We start from the raw sequence: 24463 nt of genomic DNA on the forward strand, positions 1-24463 counted from the left end.
ATTCTTTCCTTCTGCGAAGTTTACGTAAAACGTAATGAGATATTTCGTCTATCCGAATGGAAGCATGCCCTTGCCAAGCCCCCCCATGCCTTTGAGGAGCCCCTTTGGGCCGAGCTTCTGGAGCTGTTTGACCACTTTTTGCGCCTCGGTGAAGCGCTTGAGCAACTGGTTGACCTCCTGCACGGTGGTGCCGCTCCCCTTGGCGATGCGCAGGCGCCTGCTGCCGTTGATGATGCCGTGGTTAGCCCGCTCACCCGGCGTCATGGAGCGGATAATGGCCTCGATCCGCTTCATTTCCTTTTCGCTGGGCTGGGCTCCCTGCATCTGCTTCATCATCTTGCCCATGCCGGGGATCATCCCCATGATCGACTCCAGCGACCCCATCTTCTTGATCTGCTGGAGTTGGGCCAGAAAGTCCTCAAGGTCGAATTGGCTCTTCTTCAGTTTTTGCTGGAGCCTGGCGGCCTCTTTTTCGTCAAAGACCGACTGGGCCTTTTCCACCAGCGTCAGCACATCGCCCATGCCCAGGATGCGCGAAACTAGGCGATCGGCGTGGAATATCTCCAGGGCGTCGAGTTTCTCGCCCAGGCCGACGAACTTGACCGGCTTGCCGGTGACCGCCTTGACCGAAAGGGCGGCGCCGCCTTTCGCGTCGCCGTCCAGCTTGGTCAGAACCACGCCGGTTATATCCAGCCGCTCGTTGAACCCGCCGGCGACATTGACTGCCTCCTGGCCGGTCATGGCGTCGGCGACGAAGAGGATCTCCATAGGTTGAACAGCGGCCTTGATCTCGGCCAGTTCGTTCATCAGGAAATCATCGATCTGGTGTCGCCCGGCGGTGTCCAGAATAACCGTGTCGTAGCCGTTCAGTTCGGCGAAACGCATGGCGGCCGAGCAAATATCCACTGGTTTCTGGTCAGCCGAGGAGTTGAACACCTCAAGGCTGAGTTGTTTACCGACGGTCTTGAGCTGCTCGATGGCTGCCGGACGGTAAACGTCGGCCGGAACCAGCAGCGGGCGCCGTTTCTGGCTTTTCAGATGCCTGCCGAGCTTGCCACAGGTCGTGGTCTTGCCGGCGCCCTGCAACCCGACCATCATTATCGCCACCGGCGGCTTGGCCGCCAAATTGAGGCTATTATCCTCGTTGCCGCCCATGATAGCCACCAACTCTTCATGGACGATCTTTATTACTTGTTGGCCGGGTGTCAGGCTCTGCGCAACTTCGGTGCCGACCGCCTTGACGCGGACGCTCTCGACGAAATCCTTGACGACTTTGAAATTGACATCAGCCTCAAGAAGCGCCAAGCGGACCTCCCGCAGCGCCTCCTTGATGTTTTCCTCGGTCATTACCCCTTGGCCGCGGAGCTTTTTAAAGACCGACTCGAGTTTTTCAGAAAGGCTGTCAAACATCGTCGTTGCATCGTCTCATGGTACGGAATATTCCAAAAGGGGTTTACTATAAAGTAGCCTTGCGAGAGCTGTCAAGAACTATTTGTTTTTAAAGCCGTATTACCTGTGGTGCCGAAAGCAGGCTTTCGACGGTGGTAAGCATGTTTGTGGTGGTACCGGCCTTCAGTTTGTCCTTGAGTTTGAAGAAGTCCAGGCAGAGACCGCAAGAGAGGATTTCCACCCCCATGCCGCCCAGCTTTTCCAATGCCTCGAGCACATCCGACCCTTCTACGGTAAGAAACACCCCGGTGTTGAGGAACAGCATGCGCGTCGGCAGATCGCTCGTCTCCAGCAGGGTATGGATAAAATTTTTCATCAGCAGGCTTCCCAGCTCTTCAGGGCCATCTCCCAGCCGGTTGGATGTGATCAGTACAACCCGCTCGCCGGTGGCCGTGCCTGCTGCGGGTTGCGGAGTTCGTTCCGCGGTGGAAATGGTCAAGGCCCATCCGTTGCCGTCACGCTCTTCGCAGACCTGGCAGCCGCGGTTGCGGGCAAAGCGGGTAACGTTTTCCCGTGGCGCGCCGTCATCCAGCAAAACCCGAAATTCGGCCTGTTCTTCCAGCGCCTTTTTTACCGTAATTACCGGGGCCGGACAGGCCAGGTTCCTGCAGTCGATGGTAGTCATGCTTGTGTGCCTCTTTTCTTTCTATATGCTGTGTGAGCCATCAGGCCCGATGCCCCAGATCGTAACGAACAGCCCGTCCCGATATACACTGACAAAGGCCGGCAGCAATCCATCCCGTTCCAATGCCCCCATGACCTGCTCGCGAACATCCTCATTGAAGCGCAGGGCCAGCCCGCAGTCGGTCTGGAGTTGCCGGGGGGCGGGGATAAGCAGCACCGGCAGCCCGAGGGCCTTGAGGAGGCTTTCGGCCTTCATCACGCGGTGGCCGGAATTGAATACCGCCAGCAAATGTCCTTCCTGTACCATAAGGCGTTTCTCCATCGTCATATCCCATTAAACCATAAGCGGATTGACAAACCGCAAACGAATTTCTACTATGCGCGAAAGGAGTAGCGCATGCAAGAGTCTTTGAGTGTCGTCGGCTTGGTTTATCTGGCCTTTATCATCAATATCCCATGCGGTTATCTGCGTGAAAACTATAAAAAATTCTCTCCCATGTGGTGGATCCTGATCCATATCTCCATACCCGTAATCGTCGCATTACGCATCTTTGCCGGTATAAGCTGGCATGCGATCCCTCTTACCCTGGGTGGATCGGTGGCCGGCCAGATCGTGGGTGGTATCATTAACCGACGGAGAAAACAAAATGGCTAAGCGGGCGAGAATGGGTTTTCCTCAACTCCTTCCCGACCTGCTCCGGAAGCAACTGGCAGGGCTCGGATTAGCGGAGCGTCTGCGGGAGGCCGAGATCTGGCGCCTATGGCCCGAAGTGGTCGGCCCGGCGGTGGCCTCGCGGGCACAACCGTTGAGGATCATCAACGGCACCCTGACGGTGGCTGTGTCCAGCCCGGCCTGGATGCAGGAACTGCGCTTTCTTACCACCATGATGAAGGAAAAACTCAATGATCGCCTTGGAGTAGTACTGATCAAGGAGATCGTTCTCCGGCCGGGTACGATTGAAAAGGCGTCTCCGTCCGCTGTTGAGGACGATCCCACTCCCCCAAAGGTCCTGAACGAGCAGCAGAAAGCGTTCATTGCCGAACAGGTTGCCGGCATTACCGACCCTGAGATACGCGCGGCCTTTGCCGAACTCATGAAGACCACGTTCGAAAGAGGCCACTAGTATCCCTGTAAGTGAGTAGCGGGATGAAGGCGTGTTGCCGGCGACGTGGGCGGGCCCCTGAAGCCCGGTGCCTGACAATAATCCCATGTGAATACGGAAAACCAGGCAGCCCCGGACCTTTGTGAAGGACTCGCGAAGGCCGGGGTTGTCTGGTTTTGGATCGAGGCCGCGTTGTTAAACGTCAAGCCCTGGTCAACTGGCGGTATTTGATGCGGTGCGGTTGTTCGGCCGCCGCGCCCAGCCTCTTTTTTCTGTCTTCCTCGTACTCCGAATAGTTCCCGTCGAAGAATACCACGCTGGAATCCCCCTCAAAGGCCAGTATGTGGGTGGCAATGCGGTCGAGGAACCAGCGGTCGTGGCTGATGACCACCGCGCATCCGGCGAAATTTTCCAGCGCCTCCTCCAGCGCGCGCATGGTGTTCACGTCCAGGTCATTGGTCGGTTCGTCCAGCAGGATTACGTTGGCTCCGCTTTTGAGCATCTTGGCCAGATGCACCCGGTTGCGTTCGCCCCCCGATAGCATCCCCACTTTCTTCTGCTGGTCCGCGCCGGAGAAGTTGAAGCGTGACACATAGGCCCTTGAATTGACTGCAACCTTACCGAGTTGGACAACTTCCTGCCCCTCTGAGATCTCCTCCCAGATGTTTTTGTCCGGGTTCAGGGCGTCGCGGCTCTGGTCCACGTAGGCCAACTGCACGGTATCGCCGATGCGGAACGAGCCGGAGTTTGGCGTTTCTTGGCCGGTGATCATGCGGAACAGGGTCGTCTTGCCGGCGCCGTTGGGGCCGATGATCCCCACGATGCCACCGCGGGGCAAACGGAAGTTCATCCCCTCGAACAGCAGCCGGTCGCCGAAGCCTTTTGCCACGTTGTCCGCCTCGATGACGATATCCCCCAGCCGTTGTCCGGGCGGGATGTAGATTTCCAGGTCCTTGGCGTTCTTCTCGCTCTCCTGGGCCACCAGTTGTTCATAGGCGCTGATGCGGGCCTGGGACTTGGCGTGGCGACCTTTGGGGGACATCCTGATCCATTCCAACTCGCGGTTCAGGGTTTTTTGGCGCTCGCTCTCCTGCTTTTCCTCCTGGGCGAGGCGATTCTGCTTCTGTTCCAGCCAGGAGGAATAGTTGCCTTTCCAGGGGATGCCTTCGCCCCGGTCCAACTCCAGGATCCATCCGGCCACGTTATCAAGGAAATAGCGATCATGGGTCACGGCGATGACCGTACCGGGGTAGCTATGCAGGTGGTGCTCCAACCAGGCCACCGTTTCGGCGTCCAGATGGTTGGTCGGCTCGTCCAGGAGCAGAATGTCCGGCTTTTTCAGCAACAACCGGCAGAGTGCCACACGGCGCTTTTCACCGCCGGAGAGCACGGTGACTTGGGTGTCTCCTGGTGGGCAGCGCAGAGCGTCCATGGCCATTTCCAGGCGGCTGTCCAGGTCCCAGGCATCCAGGTGGTCCAGTTTTTCCTGTAGTGTGGCCTGGCGCTCGCACAGCTTTTCAAAGTCCGCATCCGGCTCTGAGAACTTGTCGGTTATGGCGTTGAATTCGGCCAGCAGGTCAACGGTTTCTTGTACCCCCTCCTCCACCACCTGCCGCACGGTTTTGGTCTCGTCCAGGTGTGGTTCCTGCTCCAGGTAGCCCACGGTGTAACCGGGGGAGAGTACTGCCTGACCGTTGAAATCCTTGTCCACGCCTGCCATAATCCTGAGCAGCGAGCTTTTGCCAGAACCGTTCAGGCCCAGTACGCCGATTTTTGCGCCATAAAAGTAGGAGAGGGATATGTCCTTGATGACCGGCTTTTTGTCGTAAAACTTGCTTACCCGCATCATGGAATAGATGACCTTGTTGACGTCCTGTGCCACGCGTAGCCTCCTTTGTAAACCAAATGTCACACCCTTGTACACGCCGCCCATCGTGGCTGTCAACCGCTTTGGATTTTTTTGGGGTATGGGCTTGACAAACAAGACTTAAAAGGTAGTGTATATAATCTGCCGATGGCAATTGTTATCGATGAGAATACGAATTTTACGGAAAGGAGAGCAGTCACCATGAGTATTAACGTTCAGGAGGCTGTCAAACGCTCGATCCAGACGGAAAAAAACGCCATGAATTTTTACCAGGTGGGTGCCGGACAGATGAAAGACCCGGATGCCCGCCGGACATTTGAATTGCTGGCAAAGGAAGAGCGGGAACACGCCGGGCAGTTTTACCGGATATACCCTGGAAACGATATCCCGTCCCTGGATCAGTTCCTTGATGCCGCTCCCGACAACGAATCAAGTTGGATGGCGTCGATTTCCCGGATTATCGGTCCGGATTTTACCGAGCAAAAGGCCCTGGAACTGGCCATGGAACGTGAACAAAACCTGGAACAGGCCCTGCTGGAAACAGCGGCAAAGTTCGACGATGCCGGGGTACGGGCGGTGTATGAGCTGAACGCGAAGGAAACCCACAATCACTATCTGATGATCGAGTCCGAGTATGCTCGCGTCATGGGCATGGTGCATGAAACGGATATGGACACGTACGTAAGGGAATAACAGACATTTTTTTCGCAAACTGCGGTTTGTTGTAACAGGGCTCCTTCATGCCTCCTATGAAGGGGCCCTGTCTGCTTATGGCGCTGTACATCGCCTCAGTGGTGTATTATCATACAGGTCGCGTGCAGACGGGGGGCTTGCTGCGTATCTGGCTTAAGTCGGAGGCCCCGGTTGCCGATGAGGAAATGTGAAGGTAACGGCAGGAGGTTCTCCATGGCAAGCGAGGCGGTCGAGAAAAAACAGTCCCAAGATATTGAATTAAGCGTTATCGGCAATGCCTTTTGCCTGTTGATCGCATCTGCAGGCTTGCTGGCCGGTTCCATGACGACCAACCTCAGCCTTGCGTACTGGCGTGAGGATATTATGGCGTTGGCGATCACCGTATTTATGGGGATTCGACTGCTGCGCAGCCTGATGGACGCCATGACGCAGTATCAGGATGCATCGCTACCGGTGCGTCATCACCGGTCGGGGGCGTCGGAACGCGTGCAGGTTCAGCCCGAGGGGGTGGTGGCGGGTCAGATTCCGGCCGTATCGAGTTTCTCGCCGGACCAGGTGGTGGAAGAGGTTGTCAAGAGGATAGAGAGCCAGAAGGCTGACGCGGTCAAGAAAAATAAATTTACGAACTGAAGGGACCATGCCCGGACCGAACAGACTGACCCTTGAAAACTGTCTCCTGTTGCTACAACGACGCGGACTGCTCTCCCAAGAGCAACTGAAGGAGATCCTTTCGCGGGGAAAAGCCCAGGAAAGCAAGCTGTTCGCCCACCATCAAGCCGGTGCATCGCGCAGGGTCCAGCACGGCGCTGAGATTATCTCACCGGTGGAGGTGATCGCCTCCTTCAATCTTGAACTGTCAGGATCCCCCGGAAAATTCCTTACCGAAGATGTCATTACCGAGGTTGTGGCCACTGCCGTCGGCATGCCCTATCTCAAGATAGACCCCCTCAAGCTTGACCTGGATGTGGTAACTGCCCACATCCCGCGTCCCTTTGCCCTTAAAAATCTGATCGTTGCCGTTGCCGAGGATAAGGGAGCCATAACGGTGGCGGTGGCGGATCCGTTCAACGATGCCATGATAAAAGAGTTAGCCGGCGCGCACCGTCTCGAAATCAGGCGCGTCCTCAGTTCCAAAAGCGATATTCTCAAAATCCTGCGCGAATTCTACGGGTTCCGCGCCTCGGTCGTGGCGGCCGAGGCCGAGGCGTCATCCGGCGTTGACCTGGGAAACCTGGAGCAACTCTTCAAGCTCAAGGGGCAACAGGATATTGAAGGGAACGACAAACATGTGGTGACGGCGGTCGATTTTCTGCTGCAATATGCCTTTGACCAGAACGCGAGTGATATCCATATCGAGCCCAAACGGGAAAAATCCCTGATCCGCTTCAGGATCGACGGTGTCATGCACAATATCCACATGATCCCCAAGCCACTCCATGCCCCGATCGTTTCACGCATAAAACTGCTTGCCCGCATGGACCTGGCGGAAAAACGCCGCCCACAGGACGGGCGGATCAAAACCAGTTCCAACAGTAAGGATGTGGAACTGCGCATCTCAACCGTTCCGGTCGCCTTCGGCGAAAAGGTGGTCATCAGGATCTTCGATCCCGACATCCTGTTGCAAGATTTGGACAGTATGGGATTCTATCCCCGAGAACTGGCGCTCTACAACTCCTTCATCCGGAGGCCCAACGGCATCATCCTCGTTACCGGTCCGACCGGCAGCGGCAAGACCACTACCCTGTATTCGTCCTTGCGCTCCCTGTCATCCCCCGAGGTGAATATCATAACCGTCGAAGACCCGATCGAGATGGTCATGGAGGAGTTTAACCAGATAGGCGTGCAGCAGGCCATCGGTGTCGGTTTTGATACCATCCTGCGCAATATCCTGCGTCAGGACCCGGACATCATCATGATCGGCGAAATCCGTGACCGTGAGACCGCTGAGAATGCCGTGCAGGCGGCCCTGACCGGTCATCTTGTGCTTTCCACCCTCCATACCAACGACTCGGCGTCGGCCATCGTCCGCCTGCTCGATTTGGGGGTGCCGTCATTTCTCATCTCCGCCACGGTTATCGGTATTGTGGCGCAGCGGTTGCTGCGCAGGATCTGCCCCCACTGCAAGCGTGAACGTGAGTTGACCCACGATGAACGCCACTACCTGCACCTCGGCAAAAAGGCGTGCAGGGTATGGGAAGGGGAGGGGTGCAAGGAATGCCGTTCCACCGGTTACAAAGGGCGTACCGGTATCTTTGAGGTGCTGGACATGACGGAGCGGGTCAAGTCGCTGGTTACCGGTTCGGTGGAACTTGGAGACCTGCTGGCCGCCGCCCGTGAGGACGGTTTGGCCTCTCTGCGTCAGATCGCCATCCAAAAGATGCTGGAAGGGACCACGACCTATGAAGAGGTCGTTGCCATGACGGGATGACGCAATCTGCTGATAGGGGGCATGAGAAAGCCGACCGGAAATTCCGGTCGGCTTTCTTTGTTTTCGGCCTGTAAGAGTTTGGTCTATTTTGCGATGGTTTGTGCCTTCATCTGCCGGGCAAGGTAATTGGCCGCATAGATATAATCGTCGATCCCGTCGTACCTGCCGTCGCCGTTCAGGTCATGCTGCGCCGGAGTCTTGGCGGCATCCTTGAGGAAAGTGGCAAATTCAACCTCCGTAGAGGCCGCATTCTTGATAGCCGGGGCAATGGTCAGCGGATATTCGGTGACATGATTCTCGCTGAGTACCATCAAGCTTGCGCTCAGCACACCCTTTGTTGGCAGGGCTTCAATATACCATGTGGGTGAGGTGTCACTCTTTCTCAAGGAAACCAGTTTGGCGCCATTCAGGGCAAAATTGGGCGAACCGCCCGACTCTGCCGAAAGGTCGGCGGCTATGGTCACGGTGGTTGTGCCGTCGCTCAGAGCGACAAAGGGCTCCTGGCGGAAAGATGCGGAAATTTGTTCCTTGAAGAGGGCGATCAGGATGGCGGGGGTTTTCTCCCCTTTGTAGGCTCTGAACCGCTCAAGCACCGCCGTGTTGGATGCGGTGGCGATAGTCTCGGCTTTTTTCGTCTTTGCCGCCGCAGTCTCGTTCACGGCTGGTGTTTCGATTGTGGGCGCCGCCTCGGTTGCGGAGGGGGTGGGCGCTTCGGCCGGTTTGGCGCTTCCTTCCGGCGCAGGTGAAGGAGGTGTTTTTGTTTCATGCTGAGACTGACTGTCCGATGGCATGGTGACCGTGCCGAGATAGGTGGGGCCTGAATTGCCGGTGGTGGTAGTATTGGTAGTGGTGGTGCCGCTGGTACCGTTACTGCCGCGATTGGTGTTGCTGCTGGTTGTTTCGTTACTGGTGGTGCCGGTAGTATCGCTGCTGGTTGTGTCGCCGGTTGTGATACTGCCGCTTACCGTCGCGCCGCTACTGTTTATCGGGCTGAAGCTGGCTACGGTGACACTGCCTGTTCCCGAATGGGTTCCAAAGGTAATGGTGGCGATCGGACCGCTACCGGAAAAGGATTTGGTGCTGACAGCCGCAATTTTGATGCTAGTTTTGGAATAATTGGGGTTGGCGGCGAACATTGCTCCGGAGACAAGCGCTCCCTGGCTTATTGACGGCGACGCCAGGACGGTGGCGTCGTAATTCAGGACGAGGTCGAAACCGGAGACGCCGTCCATGTCGCTTGCCTGGACCGTGTAGACGCCGTTACCCTGGGAGGTGACCGACACCGATGCGCCCAAGGCAAGCGAGGCGCTCAACAGGAGCAGAATCGCGGCCGTGACTATTGGTCTGATATGTGGAGTCATGGTTTATCTCTTTCTGTCGAATGGATTTTATATGTATGAGCATAGCTTAGGGTTGCATCGAATTCAATCTGATTATGGCATGAAAATGGATCAATGGAACGCCAAGTATTCTTTAAAATTTTTATCATAGGTATGCATGAAGTTGGGCGCTGGAAATGGAATTTGGCAGCGGTGAATCAAACACCGCTGCCAAACAGGTGAGGATAGGGTACCTGCCTTGATCAGTTACTGATACGTGGTTTCAAAATTTGTTTCGCTGCCGGGCGGGTAACTCGTATCGTGGGTGGCAAGCGTCTCCTGACCAACCAGTGCTGAAGTGTCTTTTAACGGCATGGAGGACGTGGGGAGCGTCCCTGGTGTTGCGAGGCTAAAGTTGATCGTGGCGATTTCCTTCCCCATGCCGGTTGCCCCGCTTTTCAGAGCAATCCTTGAATTGTTTACGAGAGAGAGCGTCAGAACCCGGCTATCAAGATCATACGTGCTTAGACTGAAGTCGGATGCGGAAACCTGCACAGGTCCCGATGGAACAATCACCCCTTTACGCAATGTGCAGAGGCCGGTTGTGACCCCGGGTGCGGACGAATAATTCACCAGCACGCCGTTGGGAATATTCAGGGTGGTACTGACCGTTGCCACAATGTTGCCTGCGGATGTGATATTACCGAACAGTGAGACCTTTGTTACCGCCTTGGTTACCGATCCTCCACCACCTCCGCCCCCGCCACAGCCAACAAGCGCCAGTGCTGAAAAAATGCAGATCATTGCTGGTTTGATATATTTTTTCATAAAATAACTCTCCTGGAAGGTAGTAGAGGAAGGCCTCCTCTCCGGAGGCCTTCCAGGCAATTAGAATGTTGCTATCAGCCCTACGCTACGAAGCATGATGGTGTAAACATCAAGCAGATCAATTTTCCCGTCGGGGTGTGCCGCCCCGCCGGAATAGGGTGCAACGTCACCATGAACGAGGTCCAACGGCGTGGGCGACGAGAGGCCGGCGGCGATGCGGAGCGCCTTCAGGGCGCTGGCCACGTAGCTGCTGGTGCCCGGCAACAAGGCATCTTTGCTACCCAGAAGGATTGAAGCCGTGATGGGCGGATAGGTCGTGCCGCCACCCAGGTTGGTGTCGGTGAATCTCACGTACACGGTTTTCAGACCCTCGCCGCTGGTCAGAGTCCAGCTTGGCGTGATGGTCACGTTGGCCCCCGCAGATGTATCAGGCGAGGCAAATGGGCCGGACCAGACCGAACCGTCGTTGGAGAGTTCATAGCTGGCAATGCCGGTGGGATCGAAGGCTTTTAGCGTCAGAGTGACATTTTGCGTCGGTGTCCACGTTGCTCCGTTGTTGATCAGGGCGCTGGCGACCAGGTCAATCGTCGCCATGCTCCATACAGCGGTATTGACGGCCTCCTGGTTGCCGGCACTGTCGACGGCGAAGTATTTGATGGTGGTTGACGAGCCGGCGGCGGTATTGATCTGAATCGGGGTGGCGTAGACCAGTGAACCCGTTGTGGGTGTGCTGCCGTCGGCGGTGTAGTAGATGGTGGCGGTTTCGTTTGCCGTCAGGGTGACCGCAAGCGAACTGCCGTTGGTGTACGAGCCGGGAATCGGGCTCGGTGTGGTGACCGGCGGGGTCGTGTCCAGAATGATGGTAGCGGTTATCGGAGGATACTGCACGCCCGTGGGGAGCGATTTATCGCGGAAGCGGACATAGACTGTGCGTGGTCCATCACTGCCTGTGAGCAGGGTCCAGGTCTTGCTGGTGGCGTAGGGCTCCTCGCCGCTCCAGTTGGTGCCGTCGTTCGAGAATTCCATAGTGGCGACGCCGACCGGGTCGTAGGCGTTCAGGTTCAGGGTGACGGCCAGGGTTTTGGTCTGGGCCGCGCCGTTGTTGATCTGCATGGTGGCCACAAGGTCCGGCACATGGATGTACCAGGTGTCGCTGTGGACCGCCTCGGCCGTGCCGTTTACGTCAACGGCAAAATAGTTGATGGTGGTGGTCTGGGTCAGCGTGATCGGCCCGGTGTACGGCGGCATGGCCGTAGTGGGGGTGGTGCCGTCCAGGGTGTAGTAGATTCCGGCAACCGGCACCAGCGGATTGGGCGCTGTCGCCGTCAGGGTGACCACTACCGGTTCCGCCGAATAGACGGCAGGGACCGGACTGGCGACCGTTACCGGCGGGCTGGGCGGGCTGTTGACCACATGGGTAATGGTATTGGTTGCAACGGGGTTCTGGCCTGCGCTGGTGCGGGCCTCGACCGTGATGGTATAGCTGCCGACCGCGGCTGTATCCGGCAAGGTCCATAGGTTTTTGGTGCTGAAAGCCTGGACCTCGGCGCCATTGAGCAGGAAGCGGTACTGGTAGACCACGGCCAGGGCAGGATTGCTCGATGTTGCACCCGTACCGGCGGCGGTGAACGAAACATTGGAGCCGACCACATGCCCAACCGGCTTGCTGTCGGTGATGGTCACGCCGGTGGCGTCGGTCCAGGTAGCCGTAGTGACCGGGGTGCTCGTTGCCGGGGCTGATTGAGTGTTCGGTGCTCCGAAGTCGTTCAGGGAGATTACGGCGTAGGTATATGCCGTCCCCGGGTTGACATTGGTATCGGTATAGATTGGCGGATAACCCGGCAGATAGGATATTTCGCCTAATGTGGTATATGAGCCGGGGTATGTGGGCGCTGCGCCGGAAGCACGCAATACCTGGAAACGACTGGGAGTGGAAACGGGAGCGTTGTCCGTCCACTGGAGCACGATCTGGTTAATGTTCGTGTTGGTGTATGGGGTTATGTAGTTGGTCAGCCCCGGTACCGTATCACCGCCAATGTAGGCGGCCAGACCAGACGGAGCGGCAGGAGGCCCGGAGGATATGCTGAACACAACCGGCCGCATGAAGTCGTTTTCCTCATGGCCGAGAATGTGGCAGTGCCAGACATATTCGTAACCGTAGTCGGTTGGTATGTTGGGAACAGTCACGGCAAGACCCGCAACCGGCGTGCCCCCCTGACCGAGGTTGCCGATGTCGGTCGTTGAAATAGGTGCGTTGAGGGCCTGGGACGGATCGATGAGACGCACACTGTTGGTGAGCGTAAAGGGTAGTGTCTGCGACCTTGGCCGCAGGGCAACAATGATGTCCTCCAACGGATTCATGCGGACGGTTTCGTTCCAGCCCAGTTCGTTGTCGTCCGGCGGACGGATGGCGCCGTCCCAGCCGACCCTGTTAAGGACTTGTACGTCGAACATATGGAAATGGACCGGGTGGGTATCGACACCGTTGTGGGTGATCTTCCATATCTGCGGGTGGCCGTCCACGATACGCTCCGTGGCCGGTTCGGCGTAGCCCATGGGGATGGTCGTCTGGTTGAGCTGGGTTGTGAAGGGAAGCTCGATCCCCAAGGTGGCGTTCATGCGCCCGTAGGGGTCCCACAGTTCCTGGATGGCCTTGGGCTGGAAGGGTATGGTGACCGGTATGGCGCTTGGGGTGTAGTCACGATTCAATGGATTCAGGGTTATGGAGTAATCCTGGATCTTGGCATACTGTTCCGTCGGTGCGGTAACGCCCCACGCCGCCACGGGATAGGTCGGCTCCGGTATCAGAGGGGCCGGCTGGCTGGCCTTGAATGCCGTCGGCAGAGCTGCCTGGAGGTTTGCCAGCAGGTTTGGATTGGGCTGTGGAGTACCTGCTACCCGGAACTGCATAATGGTGCGGGTGTTGGGGCCGTACCCGCGCAGGGTCGACGGAGCGCCGCCACTTGATGTCTGGTCGGGATCGCCGGTGTAGTAGTCGATACGCGTGTCGAAGGCCGGGACCGGTGCCGGAGCGTCGTTATAGAGGATAATGTTCTTGCCGATGTATTTCGGGTCGGAAAAGTCGATGATCACATCGGCCCGTACCGCTGAACCCAGGAAGAGGTTCTTTTCCTGAACATTGAGGACAACGATGTCGCGGCGGTTATAGTTGTAGTTGACCGGCTGGTTGGGATGAACTACCGGGTTGGGCAGAATGCCGCTCTCATTGCCGATTTGGATGATCTTCGGACCCATGGTGGCCGGGTCGGGTACGCCACCGGCTCTGCCGTCCGTGGGCCATACCGCTACATCCGGGAACGGCCCGGCCGGATAGGTCGGATTGGGGACGGCATCGACCATCTTGACTTCCGTTCCCAGCGGGTCGTTGGGGTCTGCGACAAAGAGGCTCAGGTTGAGCATGCGGTCGTTGGAGGCATTCAGTATGCGGAACCGGTACGGCTTGGGCTCTACCGTCATATAGGGGTAGGCGGTGCCGTTGACCAGCATGGTGTCCATGAATGCTTCCGGTGTTGTCGAAGGCTCGGGCAAGATGGACTTGTCCGCCGCTATGGATACCGGCGGCCAGAACCAGGGGCCGTAATCCCATCGTCCGAAAGGATTGGCTCCGGCCGGGCTGGTTGGATCCTGATTGGCCTCATAGACATGGGGGAACCAGAGATCGCCGTAGACGCCCCAATTATTGGCAACCCCTTTGGAATTCTTTGTCCAGAGGGCATCCTGGGTGTCTATATTTTGGGGAACAAAGCTCTTGTCCTGGATGATCAGGGGAATCCCGTAGCGGTATTCACAGACCGCCGTCCCGCCGCCGGGGCAGATGTTCGGAAACGTCCCGTTGTCGATCAGCGACTCCTCGACCGAGTCGGTTATCAGGTAGCCCGCAGCCTCACCGGCATAGACGTTCAGGCGGGTTATCCCGAGAGCGTGGTCGTGGTAGAACATCATGCGCCCGCTCTGCTGGTTGGTCCAGTAGAAGGTCAATTCCCCGGGGTTTGTCGGCACCATGTCGGGCACATCCCTGGCAGAGGCGCCCTTCTGGTAGGGGGTGGATATCTCGTTGACCGGCACCGTCCATTGGTGAGGGGTGCCGTCGCTGATCCAGGGGGTGTTGCCGCCATGGAGATGAACCGAGGAGCGGTTCTGCGTGTAGTAGCCGCTGTAGTTGGTAAACGCGGGAACGGCGGCGCCGATCGTACTGGGAATTGCGGAGGTGGTTACCGCAGGCCCCCGTCCGGCGCCCATAAGGCTGAGATCGGTCGGGATGAAGAGCTTGCCGGCATTACCCGTGGGCAGCATATTCCGGAACCTGATACGGACCGGTACATCCCTTTTGGCGATGATCAGAGGTCCCAGGTACTGGGTCGACATGTTGGCAAAACTTGGGTTGAGATCGCGATAGCCGCGCAACCGGGTTTTTTTCGGCAGGTCGGAGTGCATCTTTTCGGAATACTCCACCAAACCGATTTCATAATAGTCGGAAGCGGGTATCTGGGTCACGCCATCGGTTGCGACCGTTGCCGGGAATGCGGGGCTGGTGACCTTGTTGGCAATCGGGATGAAGTTCCCCAGGTTGTTCTCGTTGCAGGTTCCTGTGCCCGGCGGGCTGCTCATGGTACAATTGGGGAGACCCAAACCCGGAAGTCTGTCGACAAACTTTCGGAGCGCCGTGCCCGTGACGCCTCCGGCAGGGCTGTTGGCGTAGTAGGTGCCGCCCCCCGGACCTGCCTGGACCAACGGAGGGCCGCAGAGGAAAACGGCAATTATTGCCAGCATAAATCGCATCAACATCCAGATCGGTTCTCTTTTCATAATGCCCCTCTCTTTGCCTGGTGAAAAGTCATTCGCTACACGTTTTCTCGAATATTGAATAGTCTCGACCGTAGGTCGTGCCTCTATGGTCTTTTGTCACCGGCAGCCTCCCTTTTTGACAGCGACTGTTTTCGCCGTATGTCGCTCTGAACAGAGATCAGGATGCCACGCAGTTCTTTTTCGGAAACAAGAAGCTGCCCGCCGGACAATCCATCCCGCATGCCTTTAATAACCATATCCAGGTCCAATATCATTCCCTGGTTTTTGAAATTTCTGGCAACCTCAACCCCTATAGCGTACTGGATTTTATCGTTGGAGGACTTAAAGGGTTGTTTGTCTTCCCCACGGGACGGGGTAGCAATAAGACATATTCCCGTCAGGGCCAGCAGATACAGGGGTATGAACGTTACACGCTGCATGGGGACTCACTTTCTCTATATTAAATAGCTTCGTCATTGCCTACTGTTCATAATCTTCAGGAGACGCGCCGCCTTAGCGTTCTCCATCGTGTCTACCGCCAGGCGACGCTGCTGGTGGCTACCGGGCGCCTGTGGCAAGGGGGGGCTCTGGGAGTCCGGCCCCATGAATTCGTTCCGGGCAGCAGGCGCGGCAGAGATGGCGACGGTCGATTCTTGCGGAGCAGTTTCGACTGTTGGAGCCGCAACGCGAGTTGCAGAAGCATCCGGCGATACCGGGGCAGTTACAGAATTTCCCGTACAGCCAGCCTCTACGTGATCAGGATACTCGATGACCACACACTTATCGGAGGCGTGGAGCGCCGAGCATGTCAGCAGCGTCAAAGCAATGGTCAATATCAAATGTGTTCGCATCATGCTTGCGCCCGTAACCTACTTTTTCACATCGAGCAGTTCCACCTCGAAAACCAGGGTAGCTCCCGGCAGGATCAGGTCACCCGCTCCGGCATCACCATAGGCGATGGCTGCGGGGCATACGAACTTTGCTTTACCGCCAACCTTCATCTTCTGCAACCCCTCGGTCCAGCACTTGATGACACCGTCCAGGCGGAGTTCGGTTGGCTTGCCGCGTTTGTACGAGCTGTCGAATTCTTTACCATCAGGCAGAGTCCCACGATAGTTGACCTTAACCGTATCGGTCGGGCCCGGAGTGATACCGGTTCCCTCTTTCAGTGAGAGGTACACCAAACCTGAATCGCTTTTGACCGCACCCTGTTCCTTGGCCGCCTTGTCGAGAAAATCCCTGTTTGCCGCCACCTGGTTTTCTCCTTGGAGCTTACGGCGTGTCCGAGCCAACTCCTGCACTTTGGCGTTGTAGACACCGAGATCGACTTTCGGGGTCTTGCCGCTTACGGCGTCGGTGAGTCCTTGTTTAACCACTTCGAGTTCCGTCGGGGTGAGGTTAAAAACGGAAAGCGAGCGGGATACCATCAGGCCGAGAGCATAAAGCGTCTTCTGCTCCTCGGTTTTTGGTATGTCACCGGCACATGCCGCGCTGGTAAAAAGGAGAACCAAACCAGCCGCTATATGCATCTTCATGTTCATTTATTTCCTTCTCCCGTAGTTGCAACGTAGGTTAATTAGTGTGGGGCAGGCAATTTGTTACCATTTTTTATGACAAACGACATTGTCCTGAATCTAAGCGCCTTGTCTTGAATCGGCCGTTTTCGAGGGTGACAATTTTCCAGATAGTACATGCAACATTCTGCAAAACAGTACAATTATCCTATGTATCTTTACCGTGCAGGTCAATAATAAATCGTTAATTATAATAATATTAAATAATTGTGGATGATGTGAAAGAATATCACGCCATTGATATTTGTAAACGTTACCACGATGTGTCTATTTATCCATCTGGAAGATTGTTACTAATTAATTCATTGTTGTTGCACTATGTATACCGAATCAGTGATATGCTATAACTGCCTTAATTTAAAAGTTTTTTTAGCTGTGGTTCTTTGATGGCACGAGCCCTCTATGCAACTATAGTTGCAGCATGTTTAAAGATGCATGACAAGGAAACGCCCAGATAATGGCTGTTTGAGATATGAAAACAATGTTGCATATGCAATATATGTTGCTGTTTGCAGGAACGGGTGGTAAACCTGTGTCGTTGTTACGGTTGACAATGCGAAGACGTCGTGATATTGCAGAAAAGGTGGAGGGGTAATGAAAGAGACTATACGAAAATTAGCTGACTTTGTAATGGCTGGTCACTCGGTTGATTATGATGACGCCTTGCGCCTTGGGGATGTTGAAGGGGCGGAGTTCTACGAACTGCTGGCCGAAGCGGGCCGCATCCGCGAACATTTTGTCGGCAAGGCGGTGACGCTCTGCTCGATCATCAACGCCAAATCAGGCACCTGTCCCGAGGATTGCGCATTTTGCGCCCAGTCCGCGCACCATTCGACCCAGGCGGCGGCTTATCCGCTTATTGATGAGGAGCAGATGGTGAGTTGCGCAAAAAGTGCCGAGCAGCACGGTGCCTCCTGTTACGGCATCATCACCAGCGGAACGGGGATCGGAAATAGGGACGAGTTGGACCGAATCTGTCGTACCCTGAAACGTATTCGCGAGGAGGCTGGTATCGCGCCTTCATGCTCACTGGGTATTATCGATTATGAAACTGCCTGCCTCCTCAGGGATGCGGGCATGGTCACCTACCATCATAACCTGGAAACTGCGCGCAGTTTTTTTCCGAACATTTGCAGCACCCACGATTACGATCAGGATGTAGAAACGATCCAGGCCGTCAAACGTGCCGGCCTGAAGGTTTGCTGCGGCGGAATTTTCGGTCTCGGTGAGAGTTTTGCCCAGCGTATCGAGATGGCTCTGACGTTACGTGAACTGGGGGCGGATTCAATTCCGATCAATTTCCTCGACCCGGTTGAAGGGACCCGTCTTGAGCACGCAGATTTTCTGACGCCGCTGGAGTGCCTCAGGACCATCGCCGTATACCGTTTTCTCCTGCCTGACCGGAAGATAACAGTCTGTGGTGGTCGTGAGAAAAACCTGCGTGAGTTGCAGTCCTGGATTTTCATGGCCGGCGCCAGCGGGATGATGACCGGCAATTATTTGACAAAGACCGGACGCAACCCCGTCTTTGACCGCCAGATGGTGGCTGACCTCGGCCTGACAATAGCCCCCTGCGGGTGCTCCTGATGCAAGCAGGTCGTTGAAAAACAGCCATCTCGCCGCCGTCCTCGAAGGTCCTTTCGTGCGGCGTAGCGCTGCTACGCCTCCTCAGGACCTTCTGCGGGTGCGATGATCTGGCTATTTTTGAACGACCTGGGTTTATCAACAACCATTTTAGAGGATTGCAATGGGTAAAGGCATATTTATAACCGGCACCGACACTGGCGTGGGCAAAACTGTTGTAACCGCTGTCCTGGCAAGGCTCCTGCGGATGAGGGGCATCAGCGTCGGCGTCATGAAGCCGGTGACCAGCGGCTGCAGCGAGGTGGACGGGGAGTTGGTCTCCGACGACGCGCTCCTCGCGAGCCGGGCCGCCGGCATTCCGTGCAGCGGAGATGTCACCCCTTACCTGCTCCGGGAGCCGCTGGCCCCTGCCGAGGCGGCCAAGATCGACGGCGTCAGGATCGAGTTCGCCCGGATCCGGGAGTCATTCGACCGGCTGGCAGAGGCGTACGACTTTGTGCTCGTTGAGGGGGCGGGTGGGCTGATGGTGCCGGTGGTCGGCGGGTTTCTCATGGCCGATCTGGCTCGGGAGCTCGATCTGCCGTTGCTGGTGGTGGCGCGCCCGAACCTGGGCACTATCAACCATACCGTGCTGACCTGCTTTGCCGCCCAGCAGATGGGGATTCCCGTATCCGGGGTCATCATCAATAGCTTCCCTAATGAGCCGGACTTGGCTGAACAAAGCGCGCCCCATTACATCGGCTCCCTGTGCGGGGCACCGGTGCTCGGCGTCTGGCCCCATGAGGACGCTCCCGACCAGATGGCGGCAGTGGAGCAGTTAGCCCGTTGGTTGGATCGTCAGCCGGAAACGGCCGTTGTGCTGAGGGAATTGGGGGTATGAGCCGGTGATGAGAAGGCGCTGCAAGCCACGGAGTATATCGCCGACCAAGAGATCCATTGCACGTCGTTTGAACACGGCAGTGTGCATATAGAAGGGACAAAGCGGCATGAACACCTATACAAGCGAGCAACTGAGGGCGTGGGACAAACGCCATGTGTGGCACCCGTTTACACAGATGCAGGATTGGGAGCGCGAGGAGCCGATTGTCATTACTCGCGGCGAGGGATGCTGGCTGATCGACAGCGACGGTAAACGTTATCTGGACGGTGTGGCTGCCATGTGGACCAATGTACATGGCCATTGCCGCAAGGAATTGAACGAGGCACTGAAGCTCCAGGTAGACCGTCTGGAACATTCAACGCTTTTGGGGCTTGCCAGTGAGCAAAGCGTGATACTGGCTCACAAGTTGGCGGAGATTGCACCGTCCGGGCTTGATCGGGTGTTTTACTCAGATAACGGCTCCACGGCCATGGAGGTGGCGGTCAAGATGGCGTACCAGTTCCAGGTGCACCTGGGCCGGCCGGAGCGCAGCCGTTTCATCACCTTCAAAAACGGCTATCACGGTGACACGTTGGGGGCTGTCAGCGTAGGTGGCATTGACATCTATCACACCACCTTCCGCCCTTTGATGTTCGAGACTGTACAGGCGCCGGCTCCTTATTGTTACCGTTGCGAACTGGGCTGTTCCGACCAGGCTGCATGCGGCATGAAATGTCTCGATGTCCTGGAAGCCTTGATGGCGGAGCATGCCGCCACCTGTGCAGGCCTGGTGATCGAACCGCTTATTCAGGGGGCGGGGGGGATGATCGTGCAGCCGCACGGTTTTTTGAAACGGGTCAGGGAGTTGTGCGACTATTACGACCTGTTGATGGTTACCGACGAGGTGGCTACCGGTTTCGGGCGCACCGGCCGGATGTTTGCCTGCGAAAACGAGGATGTGGTCCCGGACATCATGGCTGTCTCCAAGGGGATTGCCGCAGGTTATCTGCCCATAGCCGCAACCTTGACGAACGAGCGGGTCTATGGGGCCTTTCTTGGGGAGTACGCAGAACTCAAGACCTTTTTTCATGGCCATACCTTCACCGGCAACCCTCTGGCGTGTGCCGTTGCCTTGAGAAGCCTGGAGTTGTTCGAGAGCGACCATCTTCTGGAAAATCTGCAGCCAAAGATTGCCCTGTTGGGGGGGCGCCTGGAGAGTATGATGGCACTCCCGCATGTGGGCAACGTACGTCAGTGCGGCATGGCGGCGGGGATCGAACTGGTGGACGACAGGGAGAGTCGCCGTGCGTATCCGTGGGAGCAGAAGATCGGCGTCAGGGTCTGCCAAGAGGCTCGTAGACATGGCATCTTTTCACGTCCGTTGGGGAATACGGTGGTGGTTTTCCCTCCCCTTGTCGTCAGCCCGGACGAGCTTGATTTCCTCATGGATGGGCTGGATCGGTCCATACGAACGATTACCGGCGACTGATTGCGGCCTGACGGCCTTTCCCTCAACTAATGACAATAGAATAGAAAAACCCCGCCGGTGTGATGCCAGGCGGGGTTTTTCTATGAAGTGCATCTGTGTGTGATGTGAATTACTTGGGCATCGGGCAGTACATATTGCCGTATGGCCGCTTGCTGCGGGGCAGCACCTTGACGAAGTGTTCTTTCAGTACATCTTTCGCATCGAGCTTGAAATCCCGGCAGAATTCCTTGACATGCCCTTCCAACTCCGCACGATCATTGTCATTGAGTTCGAAAACACCTACCTCCTTGGCAAGGCGGGATTCATCCACGCCCCCGCGTACGTAGATCACTCCCCCGTGCATGCCGGTACCGAACAGGTAGCCGTGTTTGTCCTTGGCCGGATCGTCGGTAAACATGCCCAGGAGAATCAGCACACCGCCAGCCATGTATTCGCCGAAGAAGTCACCCGCCTTACCACCGGCGATCAGGACCGGCTTGTTTTCCTTGTAGGACTTCATGTGGATACCGACCCGGTAGCCCACGTCTTTTCTGATGTGAATCCTGCCGCCGCGCATACCGTAGCCTAAGACGTCGCCGGCATGGCCGTGGACGATGACCTTGCCTGCGTTCATGGTGTTGCCGATATTATCCTGGGCATTTTCATTCACAATAATAGTTGCGCCATTCATGAATGCTGCCAAGTCATTGCCGGGGACGCCGTTGATGGTAATGGTCACAGGTTTATTGATCCCGTCGCCGATGAAATACTGGCCATTGACGTTGTCCAACTCGATCCTGTCCGTACCGGCCTGTACCGCTTCACGTATGGTGTTGTTAAGGTCGCGGTAGTAGATACCCTGTGCGTCTATTTTCATATAAAGCTCCACAAACTCTCAGTGTGATAGATGCTTAAGCGGTTCCTTCCACCATGGCGATGACCGGCTCCCCACCGCGCGGCGACCAGATGCGGGACGGAGCAGGGCATATCTCGCGGATGGCAGATTCCTCGGAAGCCATGTAGACGAAGTCGTCCTTTTCTGCGCAGACCAGTGGCCGCAGCTTGACCCGGTCGTTCAGCCCGATCAGGCCCTTGTTGCTGGCGAACAGGATGGCGAACGGCCCGTTCAACAGAGCACTGCCGTAGACTTGGCGGATAGCGGTGTAAAGATCCCGCTCGTTCTGGGGAAGTTGATCAATCAGCGACCAGAAGGGCGGCGCTAGGGCGGTGCAGGCCAGTTCGGGCGACAGTCCGTGCTTGCGGATCAGCAGGTCAAGCATATAGGCCACAACCTCGGTATCGGTCAGCATGGTGCACAGGTAGCCGTACATCTCCAGATAACGCTTGTTGATGCCGTAGGAGGAAATCTCCCCATTGTGGACGATGGACCAGTCCAACAGGGTGAAGGGGTGTGCGCCGCCCCACCAGCCGGGGGTGTTGGTAGGGAAACGGTTGTGGGCGGTCCAGATATGGCCGCTGTATTCCTCAAGGCGGAAGAACTCGGCGATCTCCTCGGGGAAACCGACCCCCTTGAAGGCACCCATATTCTTGCCGGAGGAAACCACAAAGGCCCCGTCTATCTCATGATTAATGGCCATGACGTGGCGGACGATCATGTCTGAGTCGGTCAAGCCCTGGTATTCCACCGCTTCCCGATATTCATCGGTTTCCAGTGGAGTGGCGAAATAGCGCTTGAAAACCGGCGGGTTGGCGATGGCCTTGGTGCGACGGGTCGGAATATCCTCCTGCTGTTCAATGTGGAAGTTCGCCTCAAGATATTCCTCGGTCAGTTGCAGGGCCATGGCATTCTCGTACATGAGGTGGAAGGCATAGAAGTCCTTGAACTCCGGGTAGATCCCGTAGGCGCCAAAACCTCCCCCCAGTCCGTTGCCCCGGTCATGCATGAGCGAGATGGATTTGATGATCACTGCGCCTTCTACCCGTGTCCCCTTTTTGGAGATGAAGCCGGTCAGTCCGCAGTTGGAGATGTCTTTCTGAAAGATGTGGGTCGGTTGTAGTTTCATAGATTGTCCTCATGTTGGGGCAAATTCCGTATTTGCCCGGTCTCCGGAACATTCGCCGGGAATGCCGCTCCGCAGGTTCAGTGTCCCGCGGCCCGCTCGGTGTGGCCGTTGTCGGTCACTTTTCCCTGCGGTGCAAAAAGCCTGTCCCTGATATCCCTGGAGAGGTTGAGGAACCCGAAGTCAGGCGTGAGCAAGCTCTCCCGGAAGGGGGTTACATCGATCTTTTCCCGGATCAATCCAGAGAAGATGCCGGCACGGTCAACGTTTCCTACCAGCACCGCGCCCACTAGGCGGTTATTTTGCAATACAACCTTGCGATACTGGTAGTTCTGGATGTCCTGATAGGTGTGGATTTCGTATTCGGTCGGTTCCTTGGGGTTGGTAACCCCCATGGAGATGGTGGAAACCTTGAAAAACTCGATGGAGTTCATGGCCAGGCCGCCCACGTATTCCTTCTTTTCGCCGGCCATGGCGGCACCGGCAATGTCTCCCTGGATGTAGGCGTCGGGCCAGATTGGCATGGGATTTTTCTGTCCGCTGAAAAAGTCGGCCGCTTCGGTCACGTCACCGGCGGCGTAGACGTCCTTTTTGGAGGTCTGCATCGTCGCATCCACCACGATGCCACGGTTGACCTCGATGTCGCTCCCCTTGAGAAAGGCCGCCGCCGGGCGTACGCCGATGGCCACGACAACGGTGTCACAGGGGATGAAGTCCCCTGATTTGAGGGTTACGCCGCTGATATCGGCCCCGTCCCCTTCGATGCGGACGATGGTGTCTTCGGTGATGACGTCGATGCCGTTGGCTTTCATTTTGCGAGCGACAATCTTGCCGGCCGGCCGGTCAAAGGCCGACGAAAGCACGCGGTCGGCCAGTTCTACGACGGACACCGGCTTGTCCAGCAGGTTCAGGCCCTCGGCCGCTTTGAGGCCGATCAGGCCGCCGCCGATCACCACGGCCCGGCTGATGTCAGGAGCGATACCTTTCAGTTTGGCGGCATCTTCCCAGGTGGTGAAAGTGAAGATGCGATCCTTGTCGGACATTCCTTCAATGGGCGGGATGAACGGGTCGCCGCCGGTGGCCAGCAGAAGCTTGTCGTAGGGGATGGCGTCGCCGGCGGCCAGTTTGATTTTTTTGGCCGCAGTGTCCACCGCCACTACTTCGGACTCCAGCAGCAGGTTGATGCGGTTCTGGAGGTAGAATTCGTTCGGCAGATAGGCCATACGCTTCTCGTTGATCAGGCCGCCCAGGAGGTAGGAGATTAGAGGCCGACCATAGACGTTATGCCTCTCCCGAGATATGACGGTGATATTGCCCTGCTGGTCCCGCTCGCGGATGGCGCGGATGGCGCCCACGGCGGCCACGGAATTGCCGACGATCACGTAGTTCATTTCTGGCTCCCCTCCCTGTACACGAGTGCCCGGTTGGGGCAGGCGTCAACGCACGCCGGCGACTGCCTGTCCGGGCAGAGGTCGCATTTGTTGGCCTTCTTCTTTTTGAGGTTGCGCTGGATGGCCCCGTAGGGGCAGGCCATCACGCATGACCAGCATCCCACGCATTGTTCGGTGTCAATACGTACAATCCCTTCGGCATTCTTCTGTATGGCGCCGGAAATGCAGGCTCGCAGACAGTCCGGCTCGTCGCAGTGCCGACAGGTGGTCGAAAGGGATATGATCCCGCCGTGCAACTCCTCCACCGTGCAGCGGGAAATGGGGCGCTCCGGCTCATGCAGAAAGGCTTTGACCGGGTCTTTCGAGAGCGAGTGCTCGGTGATACAGCCCACCTCGCACAGGTGGCAGCCGATACAGGCGTCTTCAATGGTGTAGATTCGTTTCATGGT

Annotated in this window: 22 protein-coding genes; 8 read left to right on the forward strand and 14 right to left on the reverse strand. The window is 56.8% G+C overall.

What is annotated here, in order from left to right; genetic code table 11:
• Positions 1 to 48: 48 nt before the first annotated feature.
• The 3 genes from ffh to LDN12_RS05030 form a co-directional block, all read right to left on the reverse strand.
• Positions 49 to 1410, reverse strand: coding sequence for a signal recognition particle protein (ffh, locus tag LDN12_RS05020; protein WP_223921585.1), 1362 nt, complete (start codon positions 1408 to 1410; stop codon positions 49 to 51).
• Positions 1411 to 1498: 88 nt separating this feature from the next.
• A complete protein-coding gene (yedF, locus tag LDN12_RS05025) occupies positions 1499 to 2074 on the reverse strand; it encodes a sulfurtransferase-like selenium metabolism protein YedF (RefSeq protein ID WP_223921586.1) in 576 nt (191 codons plus the stop codon).
• A 21-nt stretch (positions 2075 to 2095) separates the two neighbouring features.
• Positions 2096 to 2395 (reverse strand): DUF3343 domain-containing protein, encoded by a 300-nt coding sequence (locus LDN12_RS05030; RefSeq protein ID WP_308464309.1) that lies wholly within the window; start codon positions 2393 to 2395, stop codon positions 2096 to 2098.
• Between the two features lie 75 nt (positions 2396 to 2470).
• Here LDN12_RS05030 and LDN12_RS05035 point away from each other — a divergent pair, with 75 nt between their 5' ends.
• Positions 2471 to 2728, forward strand: a complete 258-nt coding sequence (locus tag LDN12_RS05035) for a hypothetical protein (RefSeq protein ID WP_223921587.1) — start codon at positions 2471 to 2473, stop codon at positions 2726 to 2728.
• Positions 2721 to 3197 (forward strand): DUF721 domain-containing protein, encoded by a 477-nt coding sequence (locus LDN12_RS05040; protein WP_223921588.1) that lies wholly within the window; start codon positions 2721 to 2723, stop codon positions 3195 to 3197. Before LDN12_RS05035 ends, LDN12_RS05040 begins: the two co-directional genes overlap by 8 nt.
• A gap of 181 nt (positions 3198 to 3378) precedes the next feature.
• Here LDN12_RS05040 and ettA read toward each other — a convergent pair whose 3' ends face one another.
• Complete coding sequence (gene ettA, locus LDN12_RS05045) at positions 3379 to 5058, reverse strand: energy-dependent translational throttle protein EttA (RefSeq protein WP_223921589.1); 1680 nt, start codon at positions 5056 to 5058, stop codon at positions 3379 to 3381.
• Between the two features lie 186 nt (positions 5059 to 5244).
• On the opposite strand from ettA, the gene LDN12_RS05050 reads away from it, so the two are divergent.
• From LDN12_RS05050 to LDN12_RS05060, 3 genes are all read left to right on the forward strand, one after another.
• Entirely contained in the window at positions 5245 to 5736 is a 492-nt protein-coding gene (locus LDN12_RS05050) for a ferritin family protein (RefSeq protein ID WP_223921590.1), read from the forward strand.
• A 213-nt stretch (positions 5737 to 5949) separates the two neighbouring features.
• Entirely contained in the window at positions 5950 to 6366 is a 417-nt protein-coding gene (locus LDN12_RS05055) for a hypothetical protein (RefSeq protein ID WP_223921591.1), read from the forward strand.
• A gap of 7 nt (positions 6367 to 6373) precedes the next feature.
• Positions 6374 to 8164, forward strand: coding sequence for a GspE/PulE family protein (locus tag LDN12_RS05060; protein ID WP_223921592.1), 1791 nt, complete (start codon positions 6374 to 6376; stop codon positions 8162 to 8164).
• A gap of 83 nt (positions 8165 to 8247) precedes the next feature.
• Here LDN12_RS05060 and LDN12_RS05065 read toward each other — a convergent pair whose 3' ends face one another.
• From LDN12_RS05065 to LDN12_RS05090, 6 genes are all read right to left on the reverse strand, one after another.
• The gene (locus LDN12_RS05065) at positions 8248 to 9525 is read right to left on the reverse strand and encodes a cohesin domain-containing protein (RefSeq protein ID WP_223921593.1); all 1278 of its coding nucleotides are present in this window, start codon (positions 9523 to 9525) and stop codon (positions 8248 to 8250) included.
• Between the two features lie 225 nt (positions 9526 to 9750).
• Positions 9751 to 10311 carry a hypothetical protein gene (locus LDN12_RS05070; RefSeq protein WP_223921594.1) on the reverse strand — a complete coding sequence of 187 codons (561 nt, stop codon included), beginning with the start codon at positions 10309 to 10311 and terminating at the stop codon, positions 9751 to 9753.
• A 60-nt stretch (positions 10312 to 10371) separates the two neighbouring features.
• Positions 10372 to 15138: a chitobiase/beta-hexosaminidase C-terminal domain-containing protein gene (locus LDN12_RS17855; protein WP_274382197.1), complete on the reverse strand. Its 4767-nt coding sequence runs from the start codon at positions 15136 to 15138 to the stop codon at positions 10372 to 10374.
• A gap of 83 nt (positions 15139 to 15221) precedes the next feature.
• Complete coding sequence (locus tag LDN12_RS05080) at positions 15222 to 15557, reverse strand: FKBP-type peptidyl-prolyl cis-trans isomerase N-terminal domain-containing protein (protein ID WP_223921595.1); 336 nt, start codon at positions 15555 to 15557, stop codon at positions 15222 to 15224.
• 33 nt (positions 15558 to 15590) lie between these two features.
• Positions 15591 to 15971 carry a hypothetical protein gene (locus tag LDN12_RS05085; protein WP_223921596.1) on the reverse strand — a complete coding sequence of 127 codons (381 nt, stop codon included), beginning with the start codon at positions 15969 to 15971 and terminating at the stop codon, positions 15591 to 15593.
• A 15-nt stretch (positions 15972 to 15986) separates the two neighbouring features.
• On the reverse strand, positions 15987 to 16646 hold the full coding sequence (locus LDN12_RS05090) for an FKBP-type peptidyl-prolyl cis-trans isomerase (RefSeq protein WP_374045081.1): 660 nt from the start codon (positions 16644 to 16646) through the stop codon (positions 15987 to 15989).
• Positions 16647 to 17285: 639 nt separating this feature from the next.
• On the opposite strand from LDN12_RS05090, the gene bioB reads away from it, so the two are divergent.
• The 3 genes from bioB (at position 17286) to bioA (ending at position 20623) form a co-directional block, all read left to right on the forward strand.
• A complete protein-coding gene (gene bioB / locus LDN12_RS05095; RefSeq protein WP_223921598.1) occupies positions 17286 to 18278 on the forward strand; it encodes a biotin synthase BioB in 993 nt (330 codons plus the stop codon).
• A gap of 160 nt (positions 18279 to 18438) precedes the next feature.
• The gene (gene bioD, locus LDN12_RS05100) at positions 18439 to 19155 is read left to right on the forward strand and encodes a dethiobiotin synthase (RefSeq protein ID WP_223921599.1); all 717 of its coding nucleotides are present in this window, start codon (positions 18439 to 18441) and stop codon (positions 19153 to 19155) included.
• A 106-nt stretch (positions 19156 to 19261) separates the two neighbouring features.
• A complete protein-coding gene (gene bioA, locus LDN12_RS05105; RefSeq protein WP_223921600.1) occupies positions 19262 to 20623 on the forward strand; it encodes an adenosylmethionine--8-amino-7-oxononanoate transaminase in 1362 nt (453 codons plus the stop codon).
• Positions 20624 to 20732: 109 nt separating this feature from the next.
• On the opposite strand, the gene LDN12_RS05110 is transcribed toward bioA, so the two are convergent.
• From LDN12_RS05110 to LDN12_RS05125, 4 genes are all read right to left on the reverse strand, one after another.
• Positions 20733 to 21479, reverse strand: coding sequence for a hypothetical protein (locus LDN12_RS05110; RefSeq protein ID WP_223921601.1), 747 nt, complete (start codon positions 21477 to 21479; stop codon positions 20733 to 20735).
• Between the two features lie 34 nt (positions 21480 to 21513).
• A complete protein-coding gene (locus LDN12_RS05115) occupies positions 21514 to 22626 on the reverse strand; it encodes a glutamine amidotransferase family protein (RefSeq protein ID WP_223921602.1) in 1113 nt (370 codons plus the stop codon).
• Between the two features lie 77 nt (positions 22627 to 22703).
• Positions 22704 to 24014 carry an NAD(P)/FAD-dependent oxidoreductase gene (locus LDN12_RS05120; protein ID WP_223921603.1) on the reverse strand — a complete coding sequence of 437 codons (1311 nt, stop codon included), beginning with the start codon at positions 24012 to 24014 and terminating at the stop codon, positions 22704 to 22706.
• Positions 24011 to 24460: a 4Fe-4S dicluster domain-containing protein gene (locus LDN12_RS05125; protein ID WP_223921604.1), complete on the reverse strand. Its 450-nt coding sequence runs from the start codon at positions 24458 to 24460 to the stop codon at positions 24011 to 24013. Before LDN12_RS05125 ends, LDN12_RS05120 begins: the two co-directional genes overlap by 4 nt.
• Positions 24461 to 24463 lie beyond the last annotated feature (3 nt).

It is taken from the genome of Geobacter sp. AOG2, assembly GCF_019972295.1.
In the GTDB taxonomy this organism is placed as follows: domain Bacteria; phylum Desulfobacterota; class Desulfuromonadia; order Geobacterales; family Pseudopelobacteraceae; genus Oryzomonas.